Genomic DNA, 326 nt, shown 5'->3' with positions numbered 1-326 from the left:
ACAGCTTAGGCTGCACTACCATCGGCGCGGCTACGTTTCACTTCCGAGTTCGGGATGGGATCGGGTGGTTCCATAGCGCTAATTTCATCAGGGAGACAGTTGGAGCGTCGCTCGTGGTTTCTTTCTGGAGGTGTGCATGGATCTGCATGCCATCCAAGAAAGAGCCTACGGCGCCTGTCTCGCGTTTGGTCTTGTGACGTAGCGTGCACTTGGACTCTATCGACATGTCATGTCGGCCAAGGCAACTTGAGGTTATATGGTCAAGCCACACGGATCATTAGTATCAGTTAGCTCAATGCATTGCTGCACTTACACACCTGACCTAT

Annotated in this window: 1 rRNA gene; it reads right to left on the bottom strand. The window is 52.1% G+C overall.

Annotation, left to right across the window (positions count from 1 at the left end):
- A 5S ribosomal RNA gene (gene rrf, locus ACVOLL_RS20605) occupies window positions 1-92 on the bottom strand; the annotation flags it as partial.
- Between the last annotated feature and the right edge of the window lie 234 nt (window positions 93-326).

The organism is Stenotrophomonas sp. STEN035 (assembly GCF_056759935.1).
This window is presented reverse-complemented; position numbering and strand designations above follow the sequence as displayed.